General features: G+C 53.1%; 18 protein-coding genes. 12 read left to right on the top strand and 6 right to left on the bottom strand.

The window, feature by feature from the left end; all coding sequences use genetic code 11:
• Positions 1-21: 21 nt before the first annotated feature.
• Genes mraY through ftsZ form a run of 8 tightly spaced genes read left to right on the top strand, consistent with a single transcriptional unit; the run spans position 22 to position 9,961 of the window.
• A complete protein-coding gene (mraY, locus tag FJM65_RS16110) occupies positions 22-1,242 on the top strand; it encodes a phospho-N-acetylmuramoyl-pentapeptide-transferase (RefSeq protein ID WP_140622585.1) in 1,221 nt (406 codons plus the stop codon).
• A 34-nt stretch (positions 1,243-1,276) separates the two neighbouring features.
• On the top strand, positions 1,277-2,620 hold the full coding sequence (murD, locus tag FJM65_RS16105; RefSeq protein WP_140622584.1) for a UDP-N-acetylmuramoyl-L-alanine--D-glutamate ligase: 1,344 nt from the start codon (positions 1,277-1,279) through the stop codon (positions 2,618-2,620).
• Between the two features lie 23 nt (positions 2,621-2,643).
• Positions 2,644-3,798, top strand: a complete 1,155-nt coding sequence (locus tag FJM65_RS16100; protein ID WP_140622583.1) for an FtsW/RodA/SpoVE family cell cycle protein — start codon at positions 2,644-2,646, stop codon at positions 3,796-3,798.
• The gene (gene murG, locus FJM65_RS16095) at positions 3,791-4,903 is read left to right on the top strand and encodes an undecaprenyldiphospho-muramoylpentapeptide beta-N-acetylglucosaminyltransferase (protein WP_140622582.1); all 1,113 of its coding nucleotides are present in this window, start codon (positions 3,791-3,793) and stop codon (positions 4,901-4,903) included. Before FJM65_RS16100 ends, murG begins: the two co-directional genes overlap by 8 nt.
• Entirely contained in the window at positions 4,900-6,309 is a 1,410-nt protein-coding gene (murC, locus tag FJM65_RS16090) for a UDP-N-acetylmuramate--L-alanine ligase (protein ID WP_140622581.1), read from the top strand. Before murG ends, murC begins: the two co-directional genes overlap by 4 nt.
• Positions 6,296-7,057, top strand: a complete 762-nt coding sequence (locus tag FJM65_RS16085) for a cell division protein FtsQ/DivIB (RefSeq protein ID WP_140622580.1) — start codon at positions 6,296-6,298, stop codon at positions 7,055-7,057. The genes murC and FJM65_RS16085 overlap by 14 nt, the downstream gene beginning before the upstream one ends.
• An 11-nt stretch (positions 7,058-7,068) precedes the next feature.
• Positions 7,069-8,361, top strand: coding sequence for a cell division protein FtsA (ftsA, locus tag FJM65_RS16080; RefSeq protein ID WP_140622579.1), 1,293 nt, complete (start codon positions 7,069-7,071; stop codon positions 8,359-8,361).
• Positions 8,362-8,401: 40 nt separating this feature from the next.
• Complete coding sequence (gene ftsZ / locus FJM65_RS16075; protein WP_140622578.1) at positions 8,402-9,961, top strand: cell division protein FtsZ; 1,560 nt, start codon at positions 8,402-8,404, stop codon at positions 9,959-9,961.
• A 252-nt stretch (positions 9,962-10,213) separates the two neighbouring features.
• Here the strand turns inward: ftsZ and FJM65_RS16070 are convergent, their stop codons facing one another.
• The 4 genes from FJM65_RS16070 to FJM65_RS16055 all read right to left on the bottom strand — a co-directional run bounded on the left by FJM65_RS16070 (position 10,214) and on the right by FJM65_RS16055 (position 14,432).
• A complete protein-coding gene (locus FJM65_RS16070) occupies positions 10,214-10,738 on the bottom strand; it encodes an NADPH-dependent FMN reductase (protein WP_140622577.1) in 525 nt (174 codons plus the stop codon).
• A 163-nt stretch (positions 10,739-10,901) separates the two neighbouring features.
• Positions 10,902-11,654: a succinate dehydrogenase/fumarate reductase iron-sulfur subunit gene (locus FJM65_RS16065; RefSeq protein ID WP_140622576.1), complete on the bottom strand. Its 753-nt coding sequence runs from the start codon at positions 11,652-11,654 to the stop codon at positions 10,902-10,904.
• A 131-nt stretch (positions 11,655-11,785) separates the two neighbouring features.
• Positions 11,786-13,720: a fumarate reductase/succinate dehydrogenase flavoprotein subunit gene (locus FJM65_RS16060; RefSeq protein ID WP_140622575.1), complete on the bottom strand. Its 1,935-nt coding sequence runs from the start codon at positions 13,718-13,720 to the stop codon at positions 11,786-11,788.
• A gap of 22 nt (positions 13,721-13,742) precedes the next feature.
• Entirely contained in the window at positions 13,743-14,432 is a 690-nt protein-coding gene (locus FJM65_RS16055; protein WP_140622574.1) for a succinate dehydrogenase cytochrome b subunit, read from the bottom strand.
• A gap of 229 nt (positions 14,433-14,661) precedes the next feature.
• Here FJM65_RS16055 and FJM65_RS16050 point away from each other — a divergent pair, with 229 nt between their 5' ends.
• The 3 genes from FJM65_RS16050 to fabD all read left to right on the top strand — a co-directional run bounded on the left by FJM65_RS16050 (position 14,662) and on the right by fabD (position 18,905).
• Entirely contained in the window at positions 14,662-17,430 is a 2,769-nt protein-coding gene (locus tag FJM65_RS16050) for a T9SS type B sorting domain-containing protein (RefSeq protein WP_239022986.1), read from the top strand.
• Positions 17,430-17,858 (top strand): thiol-disulfide oxidoreductase DCC family protein, encoded by a 429-nt coding sequence (locus FJM65_RS16045; protein WP_140622573.1) that lies wholly within the window; start codon positions 17,430-17,432, stop codon positions 17,856-17,858. The genes FJM65_RS16050 and FJM65_RS16045 overlap by 1 nt, the downstream gene beginning before the upstream one ends.
• A 171-nt stretch (positions 17,859-18,029) precedes the next feature.
• Entirely contained in the window at positions 18,030-18,905 is an 876-nt protein-coding gene (gene fabD / locus FJM65_RS16040; protein WP_140622572.1) for an ACP S-malonyltransferase, read from the top strand.
• 88 nt (positions 18,906-18,993) lie between these two features.
• Here the strand turns inward: fabD and FJM65_RS16035 are convergent, their stop codons facing one another.
• Entirely contained in the window at positions 18,994-19,557 is a 564-nt protein-coding gene (locus FJM65_RS16035) for a cupin domain-containing protein (protein WP_140622571.1), read from the bottom strand.
• Positions 19,558-19,652: 95 nt separating this feature from the next.
• Between FJM65_RS16035 and FJM65_RS16030 the strand changes: the two genes are divergently transcribed.
• Positions 19,653-20,438, top strand: coding sequence for a CPBP family intramembrane glutamic endopeptidase (locus FJM65_RS16030; RefSeq protein ID WP_140622570.1), 786 nt, complete (start codon positions 19,653-19,655; stop codon positions 20,436-20,438).
• Here the strand turns inward: FJM65_RS16030 and FJM65_RS16025 are convergent.
• A complete protein-coding gene (locus tag FJM65_RS16025; RefSeq protein ID WP_140622569.1) occupies positions 20,435-20,962 on the bottom strand; it encodes a GNAT family N-acetyltransferase in 528 nt (175 codons plus the stop codon). The two genes, FJM65_RS16030 and FJM65_RS16025, sit on opposite strands and share 4 nt — an antisense overlap.
• Positions 20,963-20,965: the final 3 nt, after the last annotated feature.

Genomic DNA, 20,965 nt, shown 5'->3' with positions numbered 1-20,965 from the left:
TAGCCAAAGGTAACCGAATAAATGCTATATCACCTTTTCACATACCTCGACCGCGAGTTTGACCTTTTTGGGGCAGGCGTGTTCCAGTACATCTCGTTTCGGGCGGGTATGGCAACCCTGGTGTCGTTGCTGATTGCCATGATCTTCGGGGGCAAACTGATAAAAGTGCTGCAGCGCAAGCAGGTGGGCGAGTCTATCCGTGACCTGGGGCTGGAGGGGCAGTTGGAAAAGAAAGGCACCCCTACGATGGGCGGGCTTATCATCCTGCTGGCCATTCTCGTGCCGGTGCTGCTGTTCGCACGCCTCGACAACGTGTACGTGCAGCTGATGATCGTTTCCACTATCTGGCTGGGCCTGATCGGCTTCCTGGACGATTATATCAAGGTTTTCAAGAAGAACAAGGAAGGTTTGGCCGGCCGCTTTAAGATTTTGGGGCAGGTGGGCCTGGGCCTGATCGTTGGGCTGACGCTGTACCTGAACGACGACGTGGTGGTGCGGCAGTACATGTTTGCCGATGGCACTACCTCTGCGGTGAACGCCTCCAGCAGTTACGTGGACGTGCATAGCATGATCACCACCGTACCTTTCCGCAAAAACAATGAGCTGGACTACTGCAACCTCTTTGCCTTTGCCGGGCCCCTGTTCGAAAACTGGTCCTGCTACCTCTACATTCCTTTCGTGATCCTGGTGATCACGGCGGTGTCTAACGGCGCCAACATCACTGACGGTATTGACGGCTTAGCGGCGGGCACCTCGGCTATTATCGGCACGACGCTGGCGATTTTCGCGTGGGTTTCGGGTAACACCATCTTTGCCGATTACCTGGATATTATGTTCATCCCGAATTCCGGCGAGCTGGCTATTTTCTGTCTGGCCTTTGTGGGGGCCTGCGTGGGCTTCTTGTGGTATAACACCTATCCGGCGCAGGTTTTCATGGGCGATACCGGCAGTCTGGCCATCGGGGGCATCATTGCGGTGCTGGCCCTGATCGTGCGCAAAGAGCTTTTGATTCCGATACTTTGCGGCATTTTCCTGGTTGAGAACCTGTCGGTGATGCTGCAGGTGAGCTACTTTAAGTATACCAAGAAGAAGTATGGCGAAGGCCGCCGCATCTTTAAGATGTCGCCGCTGCACCACCATTACCAGAAACTTGGCTACCACGAGTCTAAGATTGTGGGTCGCTTCTGGATCGTGGGCATCATGCTCGCCATCCTGACACTGGCAACGCTGAAACTGAGATAAGCTCAGGCAAATAACCAACAACGAATAAGAAACTATGAAGATAGCGATACTAGGAGCAGGAGAAAGCGGAGTAGGGGCAGCTTTGCTGGCAAAGGCAAAGGGCCTGGAGGTATTCGTGTCTGACAAAGGAGAGATAAAAGAGCAGTACAAGGCAAAGTTGGCCACGGCTGCCATTCCGTTTGAAGAGGGTACGCATACTTTAGAAAACATACTCAAGGCCGATGAAATCATTAAAAGTCCTGGCATTCCTGGTAAAGCTGCAGTTATTCAAGAAGCAAACAAGAAACAGATACCAGTAATATCTGAGATTGAGTTTGCCGGCAGGTACACTGATGCCAAGTTTATCTGCATCACGGGCACGAACGGTAAAACCACCACCACGCTCCTGACTTACCATCTGCTCAAAAACGCAGGTGTTAATGTGGGGCTGGCCGGTAACATCGGGGAGAGTCTGGCCGAGAAGGTGATCGAGAACAAGCACGACTACTACGTGGTGGAGCTGAGCAGCTTTCAGCTCGATGACATGTACCAGTTCAAGGCGCACATCGCGGTGCTGACCAACATCACCCCCGACCACCTGGACCGCTACGAGTACAGCATGGAAAAGTATGCGGCCTCCAAGCTGCGTATCGCCCAGAACATGACCGGGGCGGATTTCTTCCTGTTCAACGCCGATGATGAGAACATCCGCAAGGCCTTCGACTCAGCCAGCTTTGGCGGGACCACGATTCCTTTCTCCTTGCAGGGAGCAGAAGGCGCCAAAGTATACTTTGAGGACAAAAAGATAAAAGTTACCGCCAAGTTTTACGAGGGGGCAGTGGATACCTCAAAATCCGGCCTGATCGGCAAGCACAACCAGTACAACACCATGGCGGCGGTGGCGGTGGCCAAGTTGATGGGCGTAGACGATGGGGAGATAGAGAAGGGGCTGGAGACATTTGAGAACGCTGAGCACCGGCTGCAGCTGATAGGCATCGCCAAGGAGGTATCCTACATCAACGACTCGAAAGCCACGAATGTAGAGGCCGTCTGGTATGCCCTGGAAGGCATCAAGCAGCCCATCATCTGGATCGCGGGCGGCGTGGACAAGGGCAATGACTACAGCACCCTGGCAGACCTGGCCCGGGAGAAGGTAAAAGTGCTGGTGTGCCTGGGCAAAGACAACGAGAAACTGAAAGAGGCCTTTGGGCGCGTAGTGCCGATCATCGCGGAGACAACCTCCATGGACTACGCCGTGCGCCTGAGCCGCTCACTGGCAACGCCCGGAGACGTGGTGCTGTTGTCGCCGGCCTGCGCCAGTTTCGACCTTTTTGACAATTATGAACACCGTGGAAGGCGCTTTAAAGAAGCCGTGGAGAAAATCGTGTTGAAGAAGTAAGTATAAAAGTATAAGCCAAAGGTATGGTAAAGCAGTGGTTACAGAAAAACCTGAAGGGCGACCCGGTGCTGTGGGGCATCGTGATCGCGTTCTCGCTCATCAGCGTGGCTGTGGTATACTCTGCCACCGGTACTTTGGCGTACAAAAAGATGGAGGGAAACACCGAGTACTTTCTCTTTAAGCATACCTTCCTGATCCTGGTTGGCCTGTTCTGCATGTGGCTGGCGCACAAGATCCCGTACAGGTTCTACTCCAGGCTGTCGCTGCTGGCGCTCATCTTCTCGGCGCCGCTCCTGATCATCACCTATTTTTACGGCGCCAACATTAACGATGCTTCCCGCTGGATCACGATTCCGGTAATCAACCAGACTTTTCAGCCTTCGGATTTGGCTAAACTGGCTTTGATCTCCTACCTGGCAAGTATGCTGTCGAAGCGGCAGCAGAACCTGGACGACTGGAAAAGCACGTTGTTCCCAATGCTGGGCTGGACCGGTGCGATTTGTGGCCTCATCGCCATGACGAACACCTCTACCGCAGTGCTGCTGTTTGCCACCTGCATGCTGTTGATGTTTATCGGCCGGGTGCCCTTAAAGAAGCTGGCAATCATGATGCTGGTGGTGGGCGTGCTCGGAGCGGGTGCCCTGGCTGTGGGCCAGCGTATGGGCACGGCCGTTAGCCGGGTAACAGATTTCCTGGACGAAGATGAGATCCCTTTTCAGCTGGAGCAGTCCTATATCGCCATCGCCACCGGCGGTGTCGTGGGCAAAGGCCCGGGCAATAGCGATCAGCGCGATATCCTCCCGCACCCATACTCTGACTTTATCTATGCCATCATTCTGGAAGAGTACGGCTTGATGGGCGGAGTGATTGTGCTGTTCCTGTACCTGGCCATGCTGTACCGATGCTTGGTAACAGTGGGTAAAAGCGAGGGCGCCTTTGCCGGCCTGCTGGCTGCCGGCCTTAGCTTTAGTTTAGTGCTACAGGGTATGATCAACATGGCCGTGGCCGTGGGGTTAGGGCCTATCACGGGGCTGCCGCTGCCGCTGTTAAGTATGGGAGGCACCTCGCTCATCTTTACCGGAATTTCTATCGGCATCATACTTAGTGTGAGCCGCGATGACATAAACCAGGAACGCGCAGTAGGCGCAGCGTCCGTAAAAATGCCCGTGAATGCCTAAGCAGAGAGCACCATATCGCGTGATCATTAGCGGTGGCGGCACCGGCGGGCACATTTACCCTGCTGTAGCCATTGCCAACCGTCTGCGGGAAATACACCCGGAGGCGGAGATTCTGTTTGTGGGAGCTCAGGGAAGAATGGAGATGACGCGTGTGCCGGAGGCAGGCTATAAAATTGTGGGGTTGTGGATCAGCGGTCTGCAGCGCAGGCTGACGCTGGACAACTTGTCGTTCCCGCTGAAAGTGCTGAAGAGTGTGCGCGACTCGCATAGAATTATAAAAGAGTTTAAGCCCGATGCTGTGGTAGGCGTTGGCGGCTATGCTAGCGGTCCGCTGCTGTATGCGGCTACGTCGCAAGGCGTTCCGGCCCTGATTCAGGAGCAGAATTCCTATGCAGGCATCACGAACAAACTGCTGGCAAAGCGGGTGCAGAAAATATGTGTGGCCTACCCGAATATGGAAGCTTTCTTTCCGGCTGATAAAACCGTGCTAACCGGAAACCCGGTTCGCTCCGACATCATGAACCTGGCGGGAAAGCGGGAGGAGGCCCTGCAGCATTTTCACCTGAGCCCGGAGAAGAAAACGATACTGGTGATTGGCGGTAGCCTGGGTGCCCGCACCCTGAATCAAAGTATGGCTGCGGGTTTGCAACACATAGCTGAGGCCGGCTGCCAGTTGATCTGGCAAACAGGAAAGGCTTTTTTCCCGCAGGCGCAGGAGCTGGAGGCCAAGTATAAAACGCATGGCATCCGAGCCCTGGACTTTATCAAGCGGATGGATCTGGCCTATGCCGCTGCCGATGTAGTGATCTCCAGAGCGGGCGCGCTTTCTATCTCGGAGCTTTGCCTGGCCGGGAAACCCGCGGTGCTGGTGCCTTCGCCCAACGTGGCCGAAGACCACCAGACCAAGAACGCCATGGCGCTGGTGCAGCAGGAGGCAGCCGTGCTGGTGCGCGACGCGGAGGCCATGGAGAAACTGGTGCCGACGGCACTGCAACTACTAAAAGATGAAACGGAGCAGCAGCGCCTGCACCAGCATATATTAAAAATGGCCCGCCCAAACGCGGCAGCCGATATTGTAAACGAACTGGTAAAACTGATCAAGTGAAACTGGAGGACTACAGCTATATCTACTTCCTCGGCATTGGCGGCATCGGCATGAGCGCCCTTGCCCGCTGGTTCAGGGCCAAAGGTTTTCCGGTGTGGGGCTACGACAAAACCCGCACCGCGCTGACCCAGGCACTGGAGCAGGAGGGGATCGCTGTGCACTATGAGGACGACGTGGCGCACCTGCCACAGGAAGTGCTCCAGCACAAAGACCAAACGCTGGTAGTGCTCACGCCGGCCATACCTGCCGAGCACAGCGAGTGGGCTTACCTGAAAGAGCAGGGCTATACGATAAAGAAACGCTCGGAGGTGCTGGGTATCATCACGGCCTCCGCTTACACGGTGGCAGTGGCGGGCACGCATGGCAAAACGACAACTTCCAGCATCGTGGCGCACTTGCTGCACCACGCCGGAGTGGCGTGCTCTGCCTTTTTGGGCGGCATCGCCACCAACCTGAACTCAAACCTGCTGATAGGCAAGGGAGAGACAGAGCATGAAGTAGTGGTTGTGGAGGCCGATGAGTATGACCGTTCCTTCCTGACGCTTTTCCCGGAAATTGCCATCGTCACTTCCGCAGACCCAGACCACCTGGATATCTATGGCGACAAGGAAGAGATGATCCGTACATTCCAACGGTTTATCAGTCAGGTAAAGCCGGGCGGTTTCCTGTTTTTGCATGAGCTGACTGATGCCCGTTTGGCAGAGCAGGTGCAGCCCGGAGTGCAGGTATATAAGTATAGCCTGAAGAGCGGAGATGCCCATGTGCAGCAGCTGCAGGTAAACGGGCACTGGTTTGAGTTTGATGCGGTGAGCCCGTTCGGAAACATAGCTGGGCTGCGGCTGGGGGTGCCGGGTTTCCATAATGTGGAAAATACACTCGCTGCCATCCTGGCGGCGCAGGCGCTGCAGGTGTCGGCCCCTGGTATTAAGGCGGGCGTGGAGGCCTTTACAGGAGTGAAGCGCCGGTTTGAGTTTGTGTATGAGGCTGGCGGAAAAGTATACATCGATGATTACGCGCATCACCCAAAGGAGATTGACGCCTTTATGGAGTCGCTGCGGGCACTGTACCCGAGCAAGCGCATAAAAGTGATATTTCAGCCGCACCTGTTCACACGCACCCGCGACTTTGCCGCGGAGTTTGCCGAGAGCCTGAGCAAGGCGGACGAGCTGGTGCTGCTGGATATTTACCCGGCCCGCGAAAAGCCGCTGCCGGGCGTTACCTCCCACATGATTCTGGAGCAGGCCAACTGCCCTGTAAAAGAATTAATGCACAAAGAGGAAATCGTGGAAAATCTGCTTAAAAACGGCGATTTTGATGTGCTGGCTACTGTTGGCGCCGGCGACATTGATACGCTGGTGAAGCCTATCAGAAATTTTTTAGAAAATAACAGATATGGGCTTGAATAGTAGAATAAAATCTTTAATTTTTGCAGGTTGTAGCATCTTATCAGTTGGTGCCCTTGCAGGTTTCGCTTCTTCTCGACAGAATGAAAAAATCTGTGAAAAAGTGACAATAAATATTGATAATGAGTACAACAATTACTTTATTGGGGATAAAGAAGTAAGGGGTTTGCTAACACGTCAGGGTGAGCGAAAACTCGAAGGCTTACCCAATGCCAACATTGACCTTAAAAACCTTGAAAAACGCATTGAATCGCATAAATTTGTAAAAGATGCAGAGGTTTACAGAGGGTTAGACGGCAACATCCAGGTATTTGTAAAACAGAACAGGCCTATTGCTAGAATTATACGACCAGATCAAGATGTATACATCGATGCCGAGGGGAACATACTTCCGCTCTCCGACAGGTACACAGCTCGTGTAATCCCGATAACTAAGTCAGCTCTCATACAATCAACTGACAAAGGGTTCTTTAAAGATTCCCTGGGCCAGGCTTACCTTTCTTTGCTCCAGTTCATCGAGAACGACGAGTTTTGGAAGGCCCAACTTGCACAGATGCACATAGATGGCAAAGGCAAGGTAGCTTTTCTGCCACAGGTAGGCGACCAGACAATTGAGTTCGGGAAGCCTGTAAACGTGGAGAAAAAGTTTAAGAAATTAGCGATACTCTATAAGGAGGTGCTGCCCACCATGGGCTGGGAGCGCTACAAAAGGGTAAACGTAGAGTTTGAAGATCAGATTATTTGCGAATAACAGACAAAGATATGCAGAACGACAAAATAGTAGTAGGCTTGGATATTGGGACAACCAAGGTTTGCGCACTTGTAGGTCGGAGAAACGAGTTTGGCAAGCTCGAGGTATTGGGCATGGGCAAAGCGGTGTCGGAGGGAGTGGTACGTGGCATTGTGAGCAATATCGACAAGACGGTGGAAGCGATCAAGAAAGCGATTAGCCAGGCAGAGGAGCAGGCCAAGATTAACATCGGCGTGGTAAACGTGGGCATTGCAGGGCAGCATATCAAGAGCCTGCAGCACAATGGCAGCATCACGCGCCAGGTGACTGACGACGAAATAACGGTGGAGGACGTAAACCGCCTGACCAACGATATGTACCGTCTGGTGACGCCTCCCGGAAGCGAGATCATCCATGTGATGCCGCAGGAGTATAAAGTGGACTATGAAGAAGGGATTGTGGACCCGGTGGGCATGTCCGGCGTACGCCTGGAAGGCAATTTCCATATCATCACGGCCCAGTCTAACGCCATCAACAACATTAACAAATGCGTGGCGCGTGCCGGCCTGGAAGTGGAACAGCTGATCCTGGAGCCGCTGGCTTCCAGCATGTCGGTTCTGAGCGATGAGGAGAAGGAAGCGGGCGTGGCGCTAGTCGATATTGGCGGCGGCACAACGGATCTGGCCATATTCAAAGACAATATTATCCGCCATACGGCAGTTCTTCCTTTTGGAGGCAATATTATCACCTCCGACATAAAGCAGGGGTGCATGGTGATGCAGAACCAGGCCGAGCAGCTGAAAGTGAAGTTTGGCCGTGCCATAGCCGATGAGGCTTCCGAGAACGAGATCGTTTCTATTCCCGGGCTGCGCGACCGCACACCGAAGGAAATCTCTATTAAGAACCTGGCTTATATCATTGAGGCTAGAATGGAGGAGATCGTGGAGCTGGTATACGCTGAGATCGTGCGCTCAGGCTACGCGAACAGCCTGGCCGGCGGCATCGTGATAACCGGCGGGGGGGCACAACTGCAGAACCTGGTGCAACTCGTGGAGTACATCACTGGCATGGATACCCGCATTGGCTACCCGAACGAGCACCTGGGCAGATCGAAGGTAGATGCCGTGAAAGGCCCGATGTACGCGACCAGCGTAGGCCTTGTGCTGGCAGGTTACCAGCCGCTGGACCAGCGGGTGGAGCGCTACAACAACGTAGAGGAACAGGTGTATAACAAACCGGCCGCAGAAACGAGAAATCCTTCCGGAAACAACGGAGGGGGTCTGCTGCAGAAGATCAAAGGCTTCCTATCAGACGACATAGACTAAAAAGAACTTATCAACCCATTAATAAGCAGGAGAAATTAGTATGACATCAGCATATGCATTTGACTTACCTACCGGCGGTAAGTCCATCATTAAGGTGATAGGCGTGGGAGGTGGTGGCAGCAATGCCGTTAACCACATGTATAGCCAGGGAATCAAGGACGTAGAGTTTGTGATCTGTAATACCGATGCGCAGGCGCTGCAGAGCGCTGCTGTGCCAAACAGGCTGCAGATAGGTGAAAACCTGACCGAAGGACTTGGTGCCGGTGCCAACCCTGAAAAAGGTAAACAGGCCGCCCTGGAGAGCAAGGAGGAGATTCGTGAGATGCTGAGCAACGATACCAAAATGGTGTTCATCACAGCTGGTATGGGAGGCGGTACCGGTACCGGCGCGGCTCCTGTTATTGCCAGGGTTGCCAAAGAACTGGGCATTCTGACAGTGGGCATCGTTACAGCCCCGTTCGCCTTTGAAGGAAGAAAGAAAAAGGCCGCAGCCGAGAACGGCGTGAAGGAACTAAGCGAGAATTGCGACACGATTCTTGTGATCCTGAACGACAAGCTGCGCGAGATGTTCGGCAATCTGACCATCCGCGAGGCATTTGCCAAAGCCGACAATGTGCTGACAACTGCCGCAAAGTCTATCGCTGAGATTATCACCGTTACTGCTGAGGTGAACGTGGACTTTGAGGACGTTAAAACTGTGATGAAAGATTCTGGTGCAGCAGTGATGGGTTCTGCTACAACAGAGGGCGAGGGCCGTGCCCTGCGTGCCGCCGAAGAGGCGCTTTCTTCTCCGTTGCTTAACAATACTGACATCCACGGTGCTCAGAAGATTCTGCTTTCTATCATGTCAGGGGAGCAGGCTGAACTGGAAATGGATGAATTGACTGAAATCACAGAGTATATCCAGGACAAGGCTGGCCAGGAGGCTGAAGTTATCTTCGGTCACGGTATTGATGCATCGTTGGGCCAGAGCATCCGTGTAACGGTTATCGCTACAGGTTTTGCCAGCGACGCGGAGAGCATTATTGAGCCAAAGAAGACGGTGTTTGACCTGGATAGCCAAAAAAAAATTGAAGTAGCTGAGCCAGCTAAACCAGAGGTAGCCCCTGAAGTTGCCAACTTCGTGCCGAAGCCTGTTGCGCCTGCGCCAGTGGCTACGCCAAAGCCTGCTGCCCCGCAGCAGACGGACTACGAAAACAATGCGCCTCGCCGTGTAGAGCAGCAGCAACCTGTGCAGCCACAGCCACAGCGCATTGTGTTCGAGCTGGACGGCAGCTCTCAAAACGATAGCTTCCAGAACAACTACCGCGAGGAGGCTGCCCGTGAGGAGCGTGAAGCAGAGCAGCAGCGTAAAGCGGAAGAGGAGCGCGAGCGTATGCGCCGCCTGGCTGAGGAGCGCCGTGAGCGCCTGCGTATGCTGAGCTCTGAAACAACTTCTGAGGCCATGAAAGAGAAATTGGAGGTGCCTGCTTACCTACGTCGAAACGTGGCCCTGGACAGAGTAGCGCACTCTTCTGAGCGCAACATCTCCCGCTTCAACCTGAACGACGACAACGAGATTTTGGGCGACAACCGCTTCCTGCACGATAATGTGGACTAAGCTGACCCCTGAAGTATAAAGTATAAAAAAACAGGCCGCAGATTTCTGCGGCCTGTTTTTTTATACTTTATACTACTACCAGTTGATCGGTGCGCACCAGAATTTTTGTATCTACAGGCCTATTCCCCTTCTGGACTAGCCCCATCCCTAGCGAGCGTAGCTTTTTAGGGGTGGGGTGAGGCTGCCTTTAAGTTGTAAAGTTCATGCGCGCACAACTGATCTGATGATGGTATTATACTTCCTGATGAGAGACTAAAACTTTAAAAACTGTTCTACGTGCTGCTCTAAAAGCTCCTGGTATAGCTTATTGCTGAGTTGGCTGCCGTTAAAGTTCTTTTCGATGTGGGCCAGTTTCAGGCGCATGGCCATCAGGTGCATGCCTAGGTAATTCAGTATGTCAGAAAGGTGGCTAAGTGCCAGGCCACTGCCTTGCATGCCTGAGGAAAGACCGATCAAAGCCCCTTTTTTGTCTTTAAAAGTATAGGGGTAATCCAAGCCGTCGATAAAGGCCTTCAACACCCCCGGAAAGGATGAGTTATACTCCGGCACCACAAAAACGAACTTGTCTGAGTTGGCAACCATGGCAGAAAGCTTGTTGAAGGCCTCGTTTTTACCGGTGTTGTCATACAGGGCAGACTGGGTGAAATCGGCCGGTAAGTCTGCAAGGTCCAGTATTTGGGAGGGCATGCCCCGCTCTTGCAGCATATTAGCATAAAGGTTTACAATAGCTCTGGAATTAGATGCGGGCCTGTTGGTACCCGATATCAGTGTGATCATACTTTTTTCTTGTTTCAATAACCTTAAGTCGGTTCTTTTTTTATTTAACCCGCTCCTGTGCTGTTAGTTTAATTTCGTTTTAATAAACTGCTTGATCCTCTTAAAAACTAAAAAGGCGAGCGCAGTAGCTGCCTCGCCTTTTTATACTTAAATAGCGCTTTCGCTACAAGCTCTCGGATGTAGCCTTGGCGTAAATAAACTCGCGTCTCAGCATGTCGATGTTCTCCAGGGAGATACCCACCGGACACTCAGCAGCGCAGGCTCCGGTGTTGGTGCAGGAACCGAATCCTTCAATATCCATCTGGGCCACCATGTTCTCCACGCGTGTTTTGCGCTCTGTCTGTCCTTGCGGCAGCATGGCCAGCTGAGAAACCTTAGCACTGACAAACAGCATGGCAGAAGCGTTTTTGCAGGCCGCTACGCAAGCGCCGCAACCAATACAAGTCGCGGCGTCAAAGGCTTTGTCAGCAATAGATTTCGGAATTGGAATAGCGTTGGCATCCGGAACACCACCAGTGTTAACAGACACATAGCCGCCAGCCTGCTGAATGCGGTCAAAGGCAGAACGATCTACTACCAGATCTTTGTGCACCGGGAAAGCGGCAGCTCTCCAAGGCTCAATGGTGATGGTATCGCCGTCTTTGAAGTGGCGCATGTGCAGTTGGCAAGTGGTCGTGCCACGCTCCGGCCCGTGAGGGCGACCGTTGATGTAGAGACTGCACATACCACAAATGCCTTCGCGGCAGTCGTGGTCAAAGGCAATTGGGTCTTCGCCTTTGCGGAGCAGGTCCTCGTTCAGTACGTCCATCATCTCCAGGAAAGACATATCCGGAGAGATGCCCTTGACAGGGTAGGTCACCATCTGACCTGCGGAATTTCTATCTTTTTGGCGCCAAACCTTTAGCGTAAGGTCCATCGGTTTAGCATTTGGATTACTTCCAGCCATTTCTTTTTAATTAGAAATTATAAATTATGAATTAGAAATTACTAGATCCGATTCTGTATGTTGAACACTTTTCTAATCTTGAATTTCTAATTACCAAACAATTATTTATAACTACGCTGCGTCAGTTTCACGTTCTCGAACTCGAGCTCTTCTTTGTGCAGCACCGGCTCGTTGCCCACGCCTGTAAACTCCCAGGCAGCCACATAAGCAAAGTTCTCGTCGTCGCGCAGGGCTTCGTTCTCCGGTGTCTGGTACTCCTCCCGGAAGTGACCGCCGCACGATTCGTTTCTGTTAAGCGCATCGTCTACCATCAGTTCGCCCAGCTCCAGGAAGTCGGCCACGCGGTTGGCTTTCTCCAGCGTGATGTTCAGCTCTTCGTTCACGCCCACCACTTTCACGTCGCGCCAGAACTCGTCGCGCAGCTTGCGGATTTCCTGCTTGGCAATCTGCAGGCCTTCGGCGTTACGGGCCATGCCGCAGTATTCCCACATAATGTGGCCAAGTGCCTTATGGAAATCGTCCACCGTGCGATTACCGTTGATGGAAAGCAGCTTGTTGTTGATAGAGATAACGTTTTGCTCCGCCTCCACGAAAGCAGGGTGATCCACAGGTACTTTGTCGTAAGGCATTTTAGCCAGGTAATCACCAATGGTATAGGGCAGCACGAAGTAACCGTCAGCCAGACCCTGCATCAGGGCAGAAGCACCCAGGCGGTTGGCGCCGTGGTCAGAGAAGTTTGCCTCGCCGGCAGCATACAGGCCTGGTACGTTGGTCATCAGGTTGTAATCCACCCAAAGGCCACCCATGGTATAGTGAACGGCAGGGTAGATACGCATTGGTCTTTCGTACGGGTTCTCATCGGTGATCTTCTGATACATCTCAAAGAGGTTACCATACTTAGCCGCGATAGCAGGCTGGCCGTCACGTCTGATAGCGTCAGCAAAGTCGAGGTATACAGCCAGGCCAGAGGCTCCCACGCCGCGTCCTTCGTCGCACACCAGCTTGGCGTTACGGGAAGCCACGTCGCGCGGCACCAGGTTACCGAAGGCAGGGTACTTACGCTCCAGGTAGTAATCACGGTCTTCTTCTTTGATATCGTTTACAGTGATCTCGCCTTTGCGCAGGCGCTGGGCAATCTCCACTGTCTTCGGCACCCACACACGGCCGTCGTTACGCAGTGATTCTGACATCAGCGTCAGCTTAGACTGGTAATCGCCGGAAACCGGGATACAGGTTGGGTGAATCTGCGTAAAGCAAGGGTTAGCAAACAGGGCACCTTTCTTATAAGCTCTCCAGGCAGCCGTGGCGTTAGAGCCCATGGCGTTGGTAGAGAGGTAGAAAACGTTGCCGTAACCGCCTGTTGCCAGCACCACTGCATGCGCGCTGTGCGACTCGATCTTACCGGTGATCAGGTTACGCACCACAATACCGCGTGCTTTGCCGTCTACCATCACCAGGTCCAGCATCTCGGTGCGCGGGTACATTTTTACCTTACCGTAAGCGATCTGGCGGTTCAGGGCAGAGTAGGCACCCAGCAGCAGCTGCTGTCCCGTTTGGCCGCGGGCGTAGAACGTACGCGACACCTGCGCACCACCGAATGAGCGGTTGGCCAGCAGGCCGCCGTACTCACGCGCGAAAGGAACACCTTGCGCCACGCACTGGTCGATGATGTTGACAGACACCTGCGCCAGGCGGTACACGTTGGCCTCGCGGGCACGGTAGTCACCACCCTTGATCGTGTCGTAGAACAGGCGGAAAACAGAGTCACCGTCGTTCTGGTAGTTTTTGGCGGCGTTGATACCACCCTGTGCCGCGATGGAGTGGGCGCGGCGCGGGGAATCCTGGAAGCAGAACGCTTTCACGTTGTAGCCCAGCTCACCGAAAGAGGCAGCGGCAGAGGCACCGGCAAGGCCTGTACCCACCACAATGATATCATACTTACGCTTGTTGGCCGGGTTCACCAGCTTCACGTCAAATTTATGCTTGTCCCATTTCTCGGCTAAAGGGCCTCCAGGGATTTGTGATTCTAATATCATAGCAACTATGGATAGCTTTTAATTACACAAGGAAGAAGAAATACAGCGGAATGATGGCAAAGCCAAGGCACACGAGAATGGAGAAGGCCACACCGAACTTCTGGATAAACGGCGTATATTTCTTATGGTCCAGGCCAAGGGTCTGGAAGGCGCTCTGGAAGCCGTGAATAAGGTGATAGGCCAGGGCGATCATGGAGATCACGTAAATGGCCACATAGATCGGGTTTTGGAACGCAAGCACTACAGCCGAGTACAAGTTGTGATACTCTACGTCTTCGATCATGACCCGCTCCAGGCCGCCGTTGGCCTCAAAGCGGGCCGGCACGAAGAAGTTCCAGAGGTGGATGATGAGGAAAACAAGGATCACAGTGCCCAGCAGACCCATGTTGCGGGAAGACCAGGAGCTGTTCTCTTCCGGGTGGCTGTTTACGTAACCAATAGGGCGAGCAGCCTTATTTAGCCTGGTTAGCACAAGGGCATCGTAGATATGGAACACAAAGCCCAGCACCAGGATAATCTCCATAAACCGGATCACACCGTTATGGGCCATGAAATCGGAGTAGAGGTTAAAGGCTTCTCCACCGTCGTTGCGGAACAACTGCAGGTTACCGATCAGGTGCACTACCAGAAAGGAGCAAAGGAAGAGTCCCGTTACCGCCATCACGATCTTTCGCCCGACTGTACTGGAAAACGTTTTAGTAAACCAATTCATCTGTGTTTGTTATAGGTTAAAGTGAATTAAGCGTTAGTTTTTAACGCCCAAAGGTACATTTAGAGCTCTAAGAAAACAATTTTGGCTACATATTTTGAATCAATCTAAATTGCTGTCCGTACCTTATTAAATCTGCTTCTTTTTGCCCCACACGTTTCTAGAAAGACAACATTTTAGTATAAAGTAAGTTTAAGATTATACTATATTTACTGCCTAACCCAATTGATCTATGCCTAACCTTTTACGCCTGAAGTTTCTGCTGCGTGGTAGTTTGTTGTGGGGGGTGCTATTGTTGCTGTTGGGTGCTTTTACGGAAGCACATGCTACTCATATCAGAGCGGGGGACATCACCGCCAAGCGGGATACGACACCGAACCCTAATCCCCGCCGCTTTTTCTTTACCATGATCATCTACACCAACCACTTCTCGCAGGCCGAGGACCCGACGGTGACTATTTACACAGGGGTGGGCAACACGACGATCATTGTGCCGCGCAAGTCGGTTACGCCTGTGAGTGCCGACACTGACAAAGAGGTGTTCCAGTGGGAGTTTACCTACCCCGCAGACGGAACGTATACGACCTACTGGATCGGTGAGAACCGCAACAACGGCATTCTGAACATGGCGGCCCCTTCGGACCAACGGTCCTTCTTTATCTCCACTACGATAGATATTAATGCCCTGCGCGGCTTTAACAGTACGCCGGTTTTAACCGTGGCCCCGCTGGATAAAGCTGCTTTATACCGCAAGTTTACCCATAACCCAGGCGCCTACGATGCCGATGGCGACAGCCTGGTGTTCAGGTTGATTGCGCCGCGTTATCAGCAGCCAAGCGGCACCATTGCGGTGGTGCCAGGCTACAGCAACCCCGACCAGACCTTCTCCTGCCGGACCTCCGACGACAGCGGCCCTGCGTTTTTCACATTAGACCCCCACACGGGCCAACTTACTTGGGATGCCCCCTGCAAGGAAGGGGAGTATAACATTGCCTTTGTGGTAGAGGAATGGCGGCGCGGGCCCAATGGCGGAGCCGTGAAGATAGGGGAGGTAGTGCGCGACATGCAGATCGAGGTAGAAGATAACGAGAACCGGCCTCCGGTGCTGCAGCCCAAAGACACCTGCGTGGTGGCTGGCACTACCCTGCGCGGCCTGGTAAAAGCCACTGACCCCGACGGTGACAGGATAAAACTGACCGTGGCGGGTAGCGGTATAGTGCCGCCCGCTACTTTTGAGCAAGTAACAGACAATGCCGGCAGCGCTACCGGGCAATTGGTGTGGAGTACTACCTGTGAGGACGTGCGCGAAGCGCCTTACCAGGTGGTGTTCAGGGCCGAGGACGTGCGGCCTGACGGAGCGCAACGTCTGGCCGACCTGCAACCCTGGAATATTCGCGTGATCGGCCCGGCGCCGGAAAACCTGGATGCGACGAGCGCTGACAGAAACGTGACTCTGACCTGGAACTCCTATACTTGCCAGAACGCCGACAAAATCCGCATTTACCGCCGCGAAGGGCCCAGTAACTTTGTGCCTGACGAGTGCCAGACCGGGGTTCCGGCCTCAACGGGCTATGTGCTGATAGGAGAGGTAGACGCGGGCGAGGTTACCTTCTTCGACGACAATGAGGGCGCTGGCCTGAAGGCCGGTGTGGAGTACTGCTATATTATCTATGCCACCTTCCCGGGGCAGGGCTTTGGCGAAAGCCTGGCATCCCTGGAAACCTGCGTGGTGATAGACCAGGACATCCCATACCTGACGAACGTGACCGTGGATGAGACGGACGAGACGAACGGTAGGATCACAGTGAAGTGGGCCCAGCCGATTGAAGTAGAGAAGCTGACGCCTCCGCTGGAGTACCGCCTCTACAGAAAAACAGGTATGGAAGCCGGCGCTGGCTTTACCGAGGTGAAGCGCACCCGCAACATGGCAGATACCACGTTTGTTGACAATGGCCTGAATACAGTGGAGAACGCGTATCGCTATCGCCTGGAGTTTTACCAGACCCCGACGCCGAACGGGCAGCCCACCGTGCTGCGGGACAGCTCCGAGGCCTCCAGCGTTTACCTGGAAGCAGCGGCAGACACCGGCGATGTTAAACAGATCGGGCTGAGCTGGACCTATGACGTGCCCTGGAACAACCAAGTGCTGCAGCACTACATTTACCGCCAGATCGACGGAGAATATACTTTGATAGACAGTGTGTCGGCTACAGCAACGGGCGGTTCTTATACCGATACCGGTACCTTTAACGGGGAGGAACTGGTGCGGGGGCAGGAGTACTGTTACTATGTGCAAACGGCCGGTACTTACCAGATAAAGGGTTTGCCGGAGCCGCTGTTGAACAACAGCCAGCAAGTATGCGTGACGCTGCCTGAGAACATTTGCCCGCCGGAGCTAAGTATAGTGCAGCTTGACTGTAACCTGTTTAACCAGAGCCCAACCGAGCCGCCGTATGAAAACGTGCTGACCTGGGTGCCTAATATTACCGGCGACTGCACCGATGAGATAGCCTATTATACCGTATACTTCCGGCCAAGCCTGGACGCTGACTTTGCCAAGCTGGACACGACCACCGAGACTACCTACACCCACAGCGGTTTGCAGTCGTATGCGGGGTGCTATGTGGTAACGGCCACGGATGTAAACGGGCGCGAGAGCGAGTTCAGCAACGAGGAGTGCAATGATAACTGTATCACCTTTATTCTTCCTAACATCATCACCCCGAACGGCGATAACCTGAACGACGTGTTCAGGCCAAAAGTACGGGCCTTTATCAAGAGCATGACCTTTAAGGTATTTAACCGCTGGGGAAACAAGGTATACGACAGCGGAAAAGTGACAGAGGGAGAAGGGCTTTACATAAACTGGCCTGGGGTGGATGATAGCGGCAACCGACTGACCGACGGCACTTATTATTACGAGGCGGTAGTTGAGTTTTATACACTGGATCCGGCGAAGGCCCGCGCCACCTACAAAGGCTGGGTAGAGATTGTACGTTAATGAAAAAGTTACCAGACCTGGAGCAGCTGCAGGATAAGCCCGTTGTTTTTTACGACGGCACCTGCGGCTTTTGCCAGGGCAGCATACAGATTGCCTTAAAGTATAACGCACGCCAGAATTTATACTTTGCCGCCCTGCAATCCGGGGTGCTGGAGGCGCTGGTGCCGCAAGCTCAAATCCCCCATCCTTTGCCGGATTCCATACTTTTCTACGAGAACGGCAGGGTCTACACTGAGTCGGACGCAGCCCTGCGCATTGCCCGCCACCTCGATTTTCCGCTGTCCATACTTGCTGCTTTCCGCATTATTCCCTTATCTTTCCGCAATTTTGTGTACCGGCTGGTAGCCAAAAACCGCTATTTAATAGCTGGCCGCACAGAATCCTGCATGCTGCCAAGCCCCGAGCAAAGGGCGAGGTTTGTGGGTTAAATTGTTTGATTGCTGCATTGTTGATTCCGATATAGTATAGATCTGGAAACTCCGGTCTTATACTTTGTATAGTTACCTATCAACCATTTAGCAATTTAGCAATTTATCAATTTAACATTGCAGCCATTTAGCATGCATCAATCAGCAATTATCAATTAACAATAAAAAAGAATGAAGGCATACGTTTTCCCAGGACAGGGTTCTCAGTTTGTAGGCATGGGCAAAGACCTGTATGAGCAGCACGAGGCGGCAAAGCAGCTGTTTGACAAGGCAAACGAGATCCTGGGGTTCAACATCACAGAGATCATGTTTAACGGCACCGACGAGGAGCTGAAGCAGACAAAGGTGACACAGCCGGCCATTTTCCTGCACTCTGTGGCGCAGGCGGCCGTAGCTAAGGATTTTGCGCCGGATATGGTAGCGGGACACTCGCTGGGCGAGTTCTCGGCGCTGGTGGCCAGCAAGGTGCTGAGCTTTGAGGATGGCTTGCGACTGGTGTACAAAAGAGCGATGGCGATGCAGGCGGCCTGCGAGGCCAATCCCTCAACCATGGCCGCCATACTTGGTCTGGAGGATGATAAAGTAGAAGAAGTATGTGCCTCTATTGATGAGGTGGTAGTAGCAGCTAACTATAACTGCCCTGGTCAGTTGGTGATATCCGGCTCTAACAAAGGCATTGAGATCGCTTGCGAGAAAATGAAAGAGGCCGGTGCCAAGCGCGCCCTGCCGCTGCCCGTGGGTGGTGCGTTCCACTCGCCGCTAATGAAGCCGGCCGAGGAAGAACTGGCAAAGGCTATTGAAGAGACGACGTTTGCACAAGGCATCTGCCCGATCTACCAGAACGTGGATGCCAAGCCGCACACTGACCCTGCCGAGATCAAGCAGAACCTGATCAAGCAGCTGACCGCGCCGGTACGCTGGACGCAGTCGGTGCAGCAGATGGTGGCCGACGGGGCCACGCACTTTGTGGAGTGCGGGCCGGGCAAAGTGCTGCAGGGGCTGGTGAAGAAAATTGAACGCACCGCCGAGGTTAGCTCTGCCGAGTAAGCATCCGCAAGAAGCATAAAGTATGAGCGCCCGCTCCGGTTTTAGCCAGAGCGGGCGCTAATACTTTTAATAATTCAACCTCAATTTGCTAATGATCATGCTCCAGGCTTTCGTGGTGTGCCTGGGCTTCTTTATAATTTTTGTGCACGGTGCCGGCCGGGTGCTGTGCAGGAGCATAGATGGAGTATAGTTTGAGCTCCTTATTGCCGGTGTTCTTTACATGGTGCCAATAGCCGGAGGGGATAAATATTGCCCAATGATCCGACACTTTTTTGTCAAAGCTCAGGTCGTCTTTGGATTTCCCCATACGTACCTGTGCTTCGCCTTGCTCAATCCTAAGAAACTGGTCCACATCATCGTGCCGCTCCAGGTCAATTTCCTCGCCTGGCTTCAGCGACATGAGCACCATCTGCAAGTGCTCGCCAGTCCATCGAACATGGCGGTAGTCCGGGTTGTTCACCGTTGCCTCTTCTATATCCAGCACCCACGGCTTTTTCCCCATATCCTCGCCCTGCTGGTTTGCCTGGGAGGTTTGTTCAGCTTTGGTAGTGCCTTTATCGGCGGCTGCTTCGCTTGTCCTGATTTCATCACAACCAGAGAAGAGCGCAAAGGCTACCAGGCACGCGGCAGGTATTACGTTTGCTCTTTTCATAGGCCATATTTTTTACTAAATAATAACGATAAAATTTAAGTTATGTTAATGATAATCATATACTTATCTTTGTAGTGATACCTCAACTCCTCCCTATGAAAAAGGAAATGCCCCTTGCCCTGTGGCTGCTCGGCTTTTTGCTGCTGAGCCTTTATGTGAACCTTGTTCCACGCTTTTTTGATGCCGGAAACATACCATTTTGGTTTGCCTACTGGGCGGGCTTTTTTGTGCTTGCTTTTCTGGTGAGCCGCTATCTGCTGCAACTGCAGGGGCTAAAATCTTTAGGTATGGAGCGCCACAAGAGCTGGCTGCAGCACCTGGGCATTGGCTTTTTGATCGGGTTTTCGGTGTATGCGCTAAAGTACCTGGCTTTTTATAGGCTGGGCAAGTTTGAGGTGGCGGGGCTGATGGCGCCAGGTTTTATACTTCCGATGCTGGGGCAGGCGCTGCTGGCCATGTTTTTCTCGTCCATCCTCAACGATATTACCATACGCGGCTACTGGTTTTCCTGCTTTAAGCGACGGCAGCTGCTGGCCTGGTACGTTTTGGCGGCTACCATACTTTATGCCTTAGACGATAGCTGGAATGCCGGATTCGATCTGATGAACATGATTTTCTCTGCCATACTGGGGCTTGCCTTTGCCTACACCGTGCTGAAGACAGGGGCTATCTGGATGTCGCTGGGGCTTCACTGGGGCGGCAACGTAATGTACAGGGTGATGTATGGCTTTGAAGGCACTGGCATTTGGCAGCTGCAAAATGTGCAGGAGGGGCCGCTGTATGATTATGTAAGCCTGACCGTAACGGCCCTGATGCTGCCGGCGGTATACCTTGTGCTGCGGGGGAGAAATGAGAAGATTCTGTCTACAAAGGGTGTTTAAATATGGTTTAAGCCAGACTGATACAGTAGCAGTTGCTCCTCGTCGCTAGGGAGCGTGACGGTGCCATTATACCGGAGGCCTAGCTTTTCCAGCAGCTTTTGGCTGGCCAGGTTATCTTTGGTGGTGATAGCGCAGATCTGCTGCAGGCCAAAGTATTCCGATGCTGCTTCTTTTAGCTTACTGGCCGCTTCAAAAGCGTACCCTTGATTCCCAAACTGAGGCAGGAAGGCAAAGCCAATGTCCACCACGCTTAATCCCTCCCGGTCGTAGAGGCCGCAGGAGCCGATTTTGGCACCGTCTGTTTTCCGGATTACTGTGTAGTTGCCGTACCCAAGCTTTTCGAACTGCGGGATTATTCGGCTTTTGATGTACTCTTCGGCAGCTTTCACCGATTTCACGTTGCGGTCCCCGATATACTTCAGCCAGCCCGGCGTGTTCAGGAGCTCGAAGATAAAAGGGGCGTCCTCGTAAGACGTGGGCCTGAGGATCAGCCGCTCTGTTTCGAAGGTTTGGTAGGTGGTCACGAT

Source organism: Pontibacter mangrovi, from assembly GCF_006385705.1.
Classification (GTDB): Bacteria; Bacteroidota; Bacteroidia; order Cytophagales; family Hymenobacteraceae; genus Pontibacter; species Pontibacter mangrovi.
Note: the sequence above shows the minus strand (reverse complement) of the source record. Positions and strands in the feature narration are given on the sequence as shown.

What these genes read in the sequence shown, in the direction of transcription:
- mraY (WP_140622585.1), top strand. Translation starts at nt 22, where the DNA reads ATGCTATATCACCTTTTCACATACCTCGACCGCGAGTTTGACCTTTTT.
- murD (WP_140622584.1), top strand. Translation starts at nt 1,277, where the DNA reads ATGAAGATAGCGATACTAGGAGCAGGAGAAAGCGGAGTAGGGGCAGCT.
- FJM65_RS16100 (WP_140622583.1), top strand. Translation starts at nt 2,644, where the DNA reads ATGGTAAAGCAGTGGTTACAGAAAAACCTGAAGGGCGACCCGGTGCTG.
- murG (WP_140622582.1), top strand. Translation starts at nt 3,791, where the DNA reads ATGCCTAAGCAGAGAGCACCATATCGCGTGATCATTAGCGGTGGCGGC.
- FJM65_RS16085 (WP_140622580.1), top strand. Translation starts at nt 6,296, where the DNA reads ATGGGCTTGAATAGTAGAATAAAATCTTTAATTTTTGCAGGTTGTAGC.
- ftsA (WP_140622579.1), top strand. Translation starts at nt 7,069, where the DNA reads ATGCAGAACGACAAAATAGTAGTAGGCTTGGATATTGGGACAACCAAG.
- ftsZ (WP_140622578.1), top strand. Translation starts at nt 8,402, where the DNA reads ATGACATCAGCATATGCATTTGACTTACCTACCGGCGGTAAGTCCATC.
- FJM65_RS16070 (WP_140622577.1), bottom strand. Translation starts at nt 10,738, where the DNA reads ATGATCACACTGATATCGGGTACCAACAGGCCCGCATCTAATTCCAGA.
- FJM65_RS16065 (WP_140622576.1), bottom strand. Translation starts at nt 11,654, where the DNA reads ATGGACCTTACGCTAAAGGTTTGGCGCCAAAAAGATAGAAATTCCGCA.
- FJM65_RS16060 (WP_140622575.1), bottom strand. Translation starts at nt 13,720, where the DNA reads ATGATATTAGAATCACAAATCCCTGGAGGCCCTTTAGCCGAGAAATGG.
- FJM65_RS16055 (WP_140622574.1), bottom strand. Translation starts at nt 14,432, where the DNA reads ATGAATTGGTTTACTAAAACGTTTTCCAGTACAGTCGGGCGAAAGATC.
- FJM65_RS16050 (WP_239022986.1), top strand. Translation starts at nt 14,662, where the DNA reads ATGCCTAACCTTTTACGCCTGAAGTTTCTGCTGCGTGGTAGTTTGTTG.
- FJM65_RS16045 (WP_140622573.1), top strand. Translation starts at nt 17,430, where the DNA reads ATGAAAAAGTTACCAGACCTGGAGCAGCTGCAGGATAAGCCCGTTGTT.
- fabD (WP_140622572.1), top strand. Translation starts at nt 18,030, where the DNA reads ATGAAGGCATACGTTTTCCCAGGACAGGGTTCTCAGTTTGTAGGCATG.
- FJM65_RS16035 (WP_140622571.1), bottom strand. Translation starts at nt 19,557, where the DNA reads ATGAAAAGAGCAAACGTAATACCTGCCGCGTGCCTGGTAGCCTTTGCG.
- FJM65_RS16030 (WP_140622570.1), top strand. Translation starts at nt 19,653, where the DNA reads ATGAAAAAGGAAATGCCCCTTGCCCTGTGGCTGCTCGGCTTTTTGCTG.